We start from the raw sequence: 10420 nt of genomic DNA on the forward strand, positions 1-10420 counted from the left end.
TGCTCTCATGTAGCCAGTATGAGTTTCTCAGGGGAAGAAGATTTTTTGGGTGTTATCGATATCAGTCTGCTACGAGGTGAGCTACGTGTGCGCGAATCAATGAGAAAGCATGTCTCCTGGCGCGCCGGAGGTGTGGCAGAGTATGTTTACTTGCCGGCTGATTTGCACGATCTTGCTCTATTTTTACGCCATTTACCCAGAACTAAACCGGTTTGTATGATTGGGCTGGGGAGTAATTTGCTGGTGCGCGATGGGGGTTTTCACGGCGTAATTGTGGCATTACATGCACGACTCAATGAGTTATTTCTGGTCAAGCAGGATCAAGCAGATGGGTTGATTTATGCTGGAGCGGGCGTGCCTTGCGCCAAGCTGGCACGTTTTGCAGCATTACATCATCTGGCTGGCGCGGAATTTCTGGCCGGGATTCCCGGTACGGTAGGCGGAGCCTTGGCAATGAATGCGGGATGTTATGGAGCAGAAACCTGGCAGATTGTTGAAAAGGTTAGAACCATCAATCGAGCCGGTGAACTGCATGAGCGGAACCCGGAAGATTATCTTGTCGGCTATCGGCATGTCGCATTACAGCAGAAGTTTAGTAACGTAGACGGCGAGGAATGGTTTGCCGGTGGCTGGTTCAGATTAGAACGGGGCGATCACGATATTTCCCGGCAAAAAATCAAAGCATTGTTAACAGCACGGATTAATAGCCAGCCATTGAATTTCCCAAATGCAGGTTCGGTATTTCGTAACCCGGCTGGAGATTATGCAGCACGCCTGATTGAAGCGTGCGGTCTCAAAGGATATCGTGTGGGTGGGGCAATGGTTTCAACCAAGCACGCCAATTTTATTATCAATAATGGGAATGCCACCGCTTCGGATATCGAGGCGATCATTGCCATGATACGCAATACCGTGAAAGAAAGAACAGGAACTGAATTGATTCAGGAAGTTCGGATTATTGGTGAGATCAGGGGTAATGGATCATGAGTATGCCTGATTTCGGAAAAGTTGCAGTCTTGCTAGGGGGGCGTTCAGCAGAGCGTGAAATTTCACTTAAAAGCGGCGAAGCCGTGCTCAGTGCGCTGCTGAGAAAAGGAGTGGATGCCCATCCTTTTGATCCTGCTCGGTACCCTATGGAGGCACTGCTGCAACAAGGATTCAATCGGGCATTCATCGCATTGCACGGCCGTTTCGGAGAGGATGGTTCGGTCCAGGGAGCACTGGAACTGATGGGACTGCCTTATACAGGCAGTGGCATTCTTGCGAGCGCGCTGGCAATGGATAAATGGCGCACTAAATTGATCTGGGAGGCCGTGGGAATCAGTACGCCACGTTATGTCATCATCGATGCTCAAAGTGATTTTGATGAAGTCGCAGATTATCTTGATCTGCCATTGATCATCAAACCTGTACGCGAAGGCTCAACGATAGGTCTAAGCAAGATTAATGCAAAGAAAGATTTTTCAGATGCTTATCAGTTGGCGGCGCAGCATGATTCGATTGTATTGGCGGAGCAGTTTATTGCGGGTAAGGAATTGACCGCTGCGATTCTTGGCGAGACGCCGCTGCCACTGGTGCACATAGAAGTAGCAGGGGAATTATATGATTATCATGCCAAATATCTTGCGAATAATACCCGTTATTTCTGCCCGAGTGGCTTGCCGGATGAATTGAGTCACCAGTTACAGGCACAGGCCTTGCAGGCACACAAAATTCTGGGATGCGAAGGGTGGGGCAGGGTAGATCTGATTCTGGATAAGGATGACCAGCCTTATTTTCTTGAAGCGAATACTTCCCCGGGAATGACTGATCATAGCCTTGTGCCGATGGCTGCAAAAGTTGCAGGTATTTCGTTTGAAGATTTAGTCGTAAAGATTTTGGCATTGTCCCATGTGGAATAATTACCGGATGCTGAATTTATTTGCCAACATGATGTTTACAGGCGTGATATTGGCTGCGATTTATGTCCTTGGTATAAGGGTGATAAAATTACCCCTTTTCGCACTAAAGGAAATTAGTGTGGAAGGAATGAGTGCTAATCAGTCGGAGAACGCTAAGCTGCAGCATGTTACCCGTCAACAGATTCAGAGTATTGTCCTGAATGAAGTCAGAGGAAATTTTTTAACAGTTAATTTGGATGCATTACGGGAAGCTTTTAAGGATTTGCCGTGGGTGCGGGCAGCAAAGATTCAGCGCAACTGGCCATCAGGGCTGAAAGTGATGCTCGAAGAATATACCGCGTTCGCGTACTGGGGCGATGCTGCGTTGGTGAATAGGCAAGGTGAAATATTTCGCGCCCCGACTGACGAAATATTACCGGTTTTTATAGGCCCTACTGAAGAAAGTACCGCTGTAATTATTGAGCAATATGAGATTTTCAACAAAGTATTGGAGCCAATCAGACAACGTGCTGCAGAGATTGAACTGTCTCCACGGCACGCTTGGCTCGTTCGTCTGGAAAATGGAACACTGTTAAAACTGGGGCGTGAGAAAATTGAAACTCGGCTGAGGCGCTATGTTTCAGTCTATAGGCAGAGTATCGTGAACCTGAATCAGTCAATACCTTTGGATTATGTGGACTTACGTTATCCTAATGGATTCGCTATACGTATGTCTGAAGCAATGCCACAGGTTCCGCGTAAGACCGGTGCCGGGAAGAAGTTGTGAAAATCAGGGAGGAATGTTAAATGAATAAAGCCAAGGAAGGCAGAGACCTGATCGTTGGTCTGGATATAGGCACTTCAAAGATTGTGGCTATTGTTGCTGAAGTAAAACCTGAGGGTGGTTTTGAAATTATTGGTCTGGGGAGTCACCCATCGCGCGGACTGAAGAAAGGAGTTGTGGTCAACATTGAAACAACGGTCACTGCGATTCAGCGCGCACTCGAAGAGGTTGAATTGATGGCAGACTGTAAGATTAGTGAAGTTTACACCGGAATCGCAGGCAGTCATATTCGGGGATTCAATTCACACGGCATGGTCGCGATCAAGGACAAAGAAGTCTCGTCGATGGATGTGGAGAAAGTGATGGAGACTGCTAAAGCGGTCAATATTCCGGCTGATCAGCAGATTCTGCACATCCTTAATCAGGAGTTTATCGTCGATGGTCAGGAAGATGTGCGAGAGCCTATTGGTATGAGTGGGATACGGCTTGAAGTAAAGGTGCATATTGTGACCGGCGCAGTATCGGCCGCACAAAATATTATTAAATGCGTTCATCGTTGCGGGTTGGAAGTACGCGATTTGATTTTGCAACCGTTAGCTTCGGCGATCGCAGTCTTGTCTGAGGATGAAAAGGATTTAGGTGTGTGCCTCGTGGATATCGGGGGGGGGACAACTGATATTGCGGTGTTTACCAATGGCGCAATACGCCATACTGCAGTTATTCCGATTGCGGGCGATCAAATCACGAATGATATCGCCATGGCATTACGTACCCCGACCAAAGATGCTGAAGATATCAAATGCCGTTATGGATGCGCCTTACGTACGTTGGCTGATGTGCGTGAGGTGGTGGAAGTGCCGGACGTAGGTAATCGAGGAGCACGCCAGCTTTCCAGGCAAACACTCGCAGAAGTTATTGAGCCACGCGTAGAAGAGCTTTATTTATTGATACAAGCTGAATTACGTCGTAGCGGTTTTGAACAGCTCCTGTCATCTGGAATCGTCATTACGGGTGGCAGCAGCTCTTTACAGGGAATGGTGGAACTGGGGGAAGAAATATTTCATATGCCCGTACGCCTAGGGATGCCACAGTATGAAGGTAACCTAGAGGAAGTCGTTCGTACACCCAGATTTTCCACAGGTATTGGTTTAATTATGGCTGGTATGGAGGAGCGCAGGCTTCATCATCATAGTCATTTACAGGGGGGATCGGCTAAGCAGGTTTTTGCAAAAATGAAAAGTTGGTTCCAGAAAAATTTTTGACCATTGCGCTGTGAGCAGCGGATTAAAAGAAGTTATCCAAAATTTAACATGCTAAAGGAGAAGCAACATGTTTGAAATCATGAATCCCGAAAGTCAGGAAGCCGTGATTAAAGTGATCGGCGTAGGAGGATGTGGTAGCAATGCGGTAGACCATATGATCCTAAATGAAACAAAAGGTGTTGAATTTATTTGCATCAATACCGATGCGCAGGCGCTCAAAGGGAATCGTGCACCCACGTTACTGCAACTCGGTACGGGCATCACCAGAGGACTGGGAGCCGGTGCCAATCCGGAAATCGGGCGTGAGGCCGCTTTGGAAGACCGGGATCGTATCGCTGAGCTGATTCAGGGTGCAGATATGCTGTTCATTACCGCCGGCATGGGCGGCGGTACTGGAACGGGCGCAGCGCCTGTGGTGGCGCAAATAGCTAAGGAAATGGGCATTCTGACCGTTGCCGTTGTCAGCAAACCCTTCTCGTTTGAAGGAAAACGTCTGAAAGCAGCGCAAGCTGGCATGGAGGCCTTGTCACAGCATGTTGATTCATTGATAGTCATTCCTAATGACAAGCTGATGATGGTGCTGGGTAACGATATCAGCATGCTGGACGCGTTCAAGGCAGCCAATGATGTACTGTATGGAGCAGTAGCGGGTATTGCGGAAGTGATTAATTGCCCTGGGTTGGTGAATGTCGATTTTGCAGACGTTAAAACAGTCATGTCGGAAATGGGTATGGCCATGATGGGGTCGGCAATGGCGAGCGGCGTCGACCGTGCACGCATGGCAGCAGAGCAGGCAGTCGCTAGCCCGTTGCTGGAGGAAATTACGCTGGCGGGTGCGCGTGGAGTATTAGTCAATATTACGGCGAGCTCAGGCATGAAAATGCGCGAAGTTCATGAAGTAATGAATACCGTTAAGGAACTGACAGCTGAAGATGCGACAGTTATCGTCGGCACGGTAATCGATGAAGGAATGAACGAGAATCTACGTGTAACGCTGGTTGCGACCGGACTGGGAAGTGTTACGCAAACTCAGAGCAGACCTTTGACCGTCATTCATACCCGTACGGGAACTGATGACAGAACCTCAACCATGCACTTTGATGAGCCCGCTGTGATGCGTACCGGCAGGAGAAGCAATGCTACGGTAGCGGCAATGCAGCAATCAGGAGTCGATCCGATGGATATTCCCGCATTCCTGAGAAGACAAGCTGATTGATTGATAACTGGCTCCAAAAATAATCACCTGATGCAAAAGTGATTTGATGATCTGATTCCAGATTTGTAGTTTCTAAATGCATGTTACGCTGCCTCTGTTGCTTATAACAGAGGCAGTATTACAAGTAGCACAAGAATTATATCCGGCTCAATAAGAGTACTCACTGATCGCTGAGATTTATTTCCAAGCACAAAGCCTCGTCAAACTTTTTCCGTAAAGTTTTATCAAAATAACAACATGTGTTCTCCGAATGGAGTAATTTTTCTGGGGATCGCAGGAATTGACCGTACAGCCTGGGGTGAAATTTTTTCAAAAGTAGTATGGCCCTAAAACTTCTATCCTGATATTTTTAAACTTGGAGTATGTGGTTTTACGGATACAGGATAAGGCGCAATGACACCGCATAGTCATGCTATTTGGTTCTATGTGAAATATAGTGGGTAAGACTGATTACATTTTGTGTTTTCTGTATCATCCAAATATCCACAGATTGTTCTTAGGGAATTATGTCATAGGTTTGTGAAAGCTGATTCTGAGTTATGAATTCTATTCTATATTCATGAATAATATAAACTATTAGTAATACAAGTAGACCTCATTTACTCGCATTGACCCACAATCAAAGCATCACATGTCTAGAAGAAGATAAAATCATGAGGTAGAAAAGAAACTCAAACTTACACTATTCACCCACTACAAATCACATAGAACCTGTTAAATTTCAAGGTGTTGCAACGCAGGCATATACCCAGAAAACTGTGCAATCTGTACCGAAACGAGAATGCACCAGAAGGTGATAGTAAATTTATAGCAAAGATTGGAATATTCATAATGTTAACGTTCAAGTGAGTAATCAACTGAGGAATCCCGGTTAGAATTTAGTGATAGACTAAAAAAATATTTGTACTATGTAACTGTAACTTCAGTCATATAGGGTTGGGTGAGGTAGATAGAAGAGGTCGATATATGGAAATTTCTAGCATCTGGAAATATCTGGATAATGTTTGGGTAGTGAGCGGATGGGTACTGGTCATGTTGATTTGTCTATTGAAGATGCTATCAGTCAATGATCTAAACAACCGTAAAACGAAACAGCAAATGTACAAGGGGATTAATTATCTGTTGGTGCTCAGTCTAACCGGTATGGCGTTGAGTACGCTGTTTTCTCAAAACAGCAATCTAACAGCACTTCAGCAAGCAGGTACCGATTTATTTGATGCTACTTCCTTTCCCAACCAAGATCATATTGATGCTAAATCACAATCTATCAGCAATAATTCCAGTGCCGCTGTAAATACTGCGGGGAGTGCGGACTTTGATCAGTTACTCCACGTAATGCCTGATCGCACGCGTTCAGAGCGCCCCAATACGATTAATCAACAGATCAGAGGTGATAGTGGGGCCATCAATCCCGATGAAGAGGATTTTCATTAAGAGAAAATATCTGTGATAGAAACAATCTCAACTTCTGTGCGCATTTGCTAAAATGAGGGTTCGATATCGAACACTGCCCGCATTGTGGTGGAATAATGAGCATTATCATCGCTATCCAGAAATCTCGTGGGATGGTAGCGTTGGACGCTTACTGGCGTCCTGTATGCCATTGAGGTGGAAGGCAAGCACCTGACGATCGAAGATCGTCAACAACTGCGGGTGGAAAAAAGCCTGCCTGCACTCGATGCGCTGCATGATTGGTTAATACAAACCCGCATGCAAACTGCCAATGGTGGCGGTTCTGCCAAGGCTTTGGACTATACCCTCAAACGCTGGTCGAGTCTGATTCGCTACGCAGAAAGCGGGCACTTGCCGATCGATAACAACCCCGTAGAAAATGCCATCCGACCCATTGCACTGGGCAAAAAGAATTGGCTATTCACTGGATCGGAACGTGCTGGTCAACGCGCAGCTGCCATCCAGACCCTGTTTGGCAACCGCCCAGCTCAACAACCTGGATCCGTCTGCCTGGCTCAAAGATACGCTCACTAAACTTCCCATTTGGCCCAACAGTCGTATCGATGAATTGTTACCCTTAACACCGGAGTTCATTAAATCACTAATGCAGAAACAATAATAGGTGGTAGCGTTGAACGCTTACCGTGGGATCGCCAAAATTCTCGATTCAGATGACAGGTTTTAGTCCATACGAGGTATACCAGGCGGATTCATGAATTCGCTCTTCAAGTTTCCGGTATGAAAATCCGCGTCAACTCACAAATTGCGCGGCGTAGTATTTTGCGGTGAGTTTCTCTCCGGTGGCGTTCTCGATCATGTCGTTCCACAGGAGGGTACGTCCGGGCTTGAAGATGTTATCGATGAACCAGGTTCCGGCCTCGGTGCGGCCGACATAGGCCTCGCGGCAGGAGTTGTCGGATTTCAGTATTTCTCGGCAGATATAAGCATGCAACTGAGATGCGAGCAGTTCTCCCATCAGGTAGTTGTGGTAGTAGGCCGGGTAGAGAGCGACATGGATCTTGGAAGCCCAGTCGGGCTGGTCACGTCCTTCCGGCTTGCGGAGCAGCTGGTATTTCTCTACCAGCTGCCACCACAGGCTGTTGAGATCCTGATCGGGATTTTCGTACAGAGCCTTTTCAAAACGATACATGACTTGCGCCCAGCGACTGAATACCAGTTGTTCGAGACGGAGGGTCTGGAACATGATATCCGCAGTCTGCTGCGCCTTGCCAGCCGGCACACCCGCGACCTGTTCCAGCCAACCCGGATTGCTCGCGAATCGTCCGAAGAGCATGGCGATAGCCTCGGTCGTGAAGGTATGAGCGGGTTCGCGCAACACCCAAGGGACGCTGCGGTCGTTGAACTTGTCGTAGACCGCATGACCGTACTCGTGTAGCGTGGTGTCCATCCAGTTGTATGTCGGCTTGATGTTGCACACGACGCGCACGTCGCCCGCGCGATCGATGTCAGTGCAATAGGCGTGCTGATACTTTCCCTCTTTCTCGAACAAGTCGCTGTGTTCGACAAGATCGTCGATCGGCATGTTAAGTCCAGCGAAATACCGCTTCGCCAGTGCGACGATATCCTTGTCCTTGTAAAACACATCAAGGTCTATGTCATAGATCTTCGGCGCTTCCTGGAAAAAACGGTTCTGATAATGCCAGGGCATGAGATTCTCGACGGCCACATCATACCGTTCGGCAAGTTTGGCATCCATGTCGGATTTCAGTTGCGCAAACGCCGCTGCGGTCAGCTCGTCGAGTTCGTCAAATAGCGTCTCGATTTGCGTGGAATTTTGCTCGCCCAATTCTAGCCTCATAGTGTGATAGTTAGCGAAACCGAGTTCGTGCGCCGCCTCATTGCGCATGCGCACCAGGCGTAGGACGTCGTTGGCGACGACGCTGCCGATTTCTTTGCTCGCTATCCATGCTGCCTCGAGCTCAATGCTGTTGGTAGAACAGCAGAGAATTTCCTCGATCTCATTGTCGGTAAGCTTCTTGCCTTCTACTTCCGCGCGAAAAATCGAAAATTTCTTTTCGTTCTCATTTTGCAGGCGAATCATCTCCTCGAGCTTGTCTTCTTCAAGCTGTTTTTCGAGATAGGAAAGATACAGCACATCGAGCTGCCGCCGCAGCATCGGGTCCGCAAGGGTATTCGCCTCACGGATCCGCTTGAGCGTCTCGAAATCCTCCTTGCTGGCGAACACCCGGGTCAGCTGCACCTCGAAATCTGCGGCGCGGCTGTAATCCTCTTCTTTTCCTGAGATCGTGGCACTGAAATAGGCCAGCGCCGCTTGCTTGTGCAGGGGAATGACCTTAGCCTCGAATTTCTTTACAAATGCCTTGAATTCTTCCGTCATGCGATCTTGCTCCGATGTGTCAAAGGATGAAAGCAGATCCAGAAGCGCCAGGATGGCGCGCAAACGACACATGAAAGCCTCTGGTAAATATTCTGCGTATAGCTGCGAATAACCCATAATTTACCACATCCGCCTAGTAATTCCGATTTCCCCAAGTATTCCCTTCTAAGGTGACCGGAAGCTGGCTGGAAATCAGGAACAGTTTTACCTATGTACCGCAAAATCAGAATTATCCTTGATTGATTGGGAGGAGCATGGTGTCCTGGGACACCGCCTCAATCACCGGCACAGACCCGTGACTTCTTCGAGCCCGCCTGATTTTAGATCGCACTGATGCACACAACTTTTTGTATTTCAGAGCTGGCCCTTTTCCTCGAGTGTCTTCCACTTGAAAGACAAAAATGCATTCAGTTTCTGACGTATTTGACGTATTACATACTTGAGCTAAAAAAGGATTTTTTAATTGTTTATCAATAAGAATTATTCCTACATGTTTATACGTATTCTTTTAGCCAGCGTATTTCGATAATCTATTGAAGCATTAAGCTTAATAAAAAGGTGTTTATTTTCCCTATACCTCATCTTGGGTTCCATAAAGAGCTTTTCACAGAAAAACATTTAATAACCAAAAGGAAATTGATTTATGAAGGCAGCTGTTACAGTATCGTCACTGTTAGTTCTTATACTTCTGGCTGGGAGCGCTTATAGTAACGACTCGCTTGAATTCAAGGCCAAACTTCTCGGAGACCAGGAGGTTCCACCTGTGGACTCCCGGGTTCGGGGAGTGGTGCAGTTCGAAGTTAATAAAGACCATACAATGATAGATTACAAGCTTGAGGTTAAAACCCGTAAAAAAGAACCAGTGGGTTTACTTGGGGCTGCGGGTGCGCATATACATTGTGCGCCTGTTGGTGAGAATGGGCCAGCGGTGGCTTTTCTCGCGGGTGTTGTTAGCGGTGGATTCGAAGGCAAGGTTGAGATTAAAGCGACTCTCACGGATGCGAATATTGTCAACACTAGTTGCGGTGCAACCATTCAGGAACTTGTCGAGGCAATGCGCGCCGGGAATACCTATGCAAATGTACACAGCGTCAAAAATCCCTCTGGCGAAGCGCGGGGACAGATAGAGCTGGACGATTGATAACCCATCTGAAGTTTAAAAAGAGGCGGTAGACGCAAAGGCCATATTGGTTTGGCTATTTGCTGTGGTGACCACCTTCTTTCATTGCAAAGTATAGCCTCCCCTCCCGGAGCCAGAACGAGACTGAGAAATCTTCGTCAGTGATGGCCAGCGACGTATCGATTGCAGGATGTTAATCGGGTCAGCTGGCTATCGTCAGCCGGCAGCGTTTACGTAGCAGTACCAGGAGGGCAGGGCAATCGCGCTTAAATTATCCCAATAACCCGGAGTAAATACTCATTATCCCATCCTGCTTTTAAACGCTTGGTTTTGATGCCAACCTTGGA

Annotated in this window: 8 protein-coding genes and 1 pseudogene; 8 read left to right on the plus strand and 1 reads right to left on the minus strand. The window is 47.4% G+C overall.

Annotation, left to right across the window (positions count from 1 at the left end; translation table 11 throughout):
- The first annotated feature begins 18 nt into the window (after window positions 1-18).
- The 7 genes and pseudogenes from murB to BLP80_RS08675 form a co-directional block, all read left to right on the plus strand.
- Window positions 19-987, plus strand: a complete 969-nt coding sequence (gene murB / locus BLP80_RS08645; protein ID WP_090542335.1) for a UDP-N-acetylmuramate dehydrogenase — start codon at window positions 19-21, stop codon at window positions 985-987.
- Window positions 984-1901 (plus strand): D-alanine--D-alanine ligase, encoded by a 918-nt coding sequence (locus BLP80_RS08650; RefSeq protein ID WP_090542317.1) that lies wholly within the window; start codon window positions 984-986, stop codon window positions 1899-1901. The genes murB and BLP80_RS08650 overlap by 4 nt, the downstream gene beginning before the upstream one ends.
- A 7-nt stretch (window positions 1902-1908) precedes the next feature.
- Window positions 1909-2667, plus strand: coding sequence for a cell division protein FtsQ/DivIB (locus BLP80_RS08655; RefSeq protein WP_256325021.1), 759 nt, complete (start codon window positions 1909-1911; stop codon window positions 2665-2667).
- Between the two features lie 20 nt (window positions 2668-2687).
- Window positions 2688-3926: a cell division protein FtsA gene (ftsA, locus tag BLP80_RS08660; protein ID WP_090542321.1), complete on the plus strand. Its 1239-nt coding sequence runs from the start codon at window positions 2688-2690 to the stop codon at window positions 3924-3926.
- 67 nt (window positions 3927-3993) lie between these two features.
- Window positions 3994-5142 (plus strand): cell division protein FtsZ, encoded by a 1149-nt coding sequence (gene ftsZ, locus BLP80_RS08665; RefSeq protein WP_090542323.1) that lies wholly within the window; start codon window positions 3994-3996, stop codon window positions 5140-5142.
- Window positions 5143-6108: 966 nt separating this feature from the next.
- Window positions 6109-6576, plus strand: a complete 468-nt coding sequence (locus BLP80_RS08670) for a hypothetical protein (protein WP_090542325.1) — start codon at window positions 6109-6111, stop codon at window positions 6574-6576.
- A gap of 153 nt (window positions 6577-6729) precedes the next feature.
- A pseudogene (locus BLP80_RS08675) lies at window positions 6730-7213 on the plus strand (transposase); the annotation flags it as partial.
- A 132-nt stretch (window positions 7214-7345) separates the two neighbouring features.
- Here the strand turns inward: BLP80_RS08675 and BLP80_RS08680 are convergent.
- The gene (locus BLP80_RS08680) at window positions 7346-9070 is read right to left on the minus strand and encodes a M2 family metallopeptidase (RefSeq protein WP_090542327.1); all 1725 of its coding nucleotides are present in this window, start codon (window positions 9068-9070) and stop codon (window positions 7346-7348) included.
- 526 nt (window positions 9071-9596) lie between these two features.
- Between BLP80_RS08680 and BLP80_RS08685 the strand changes: the two genes are divergently transcribed.
- On the plus strand, window positions 9597-10094 hold the full coding sequence (locus BLP80_RS08685) for a CHRD domain-containing protein (RefSeq protein ID WP_090542329.1): 498 nt from the start codon (window positions 9597-9599) through the stop codon (window positions 10092-10094).
- Window positions 10095-10420 lie beyond the last annotated feature (326 nt).

It is taken from the genome of Nitrosomonas sp. Nm132 (assembly GCF_900100485.1).
Taxonomy (GTDB): Bacteria; Pseudomonadota; Gammaproteobacteria; order Burkholderiales; family Nitrosomonadaceae; genus Nitrosomonas.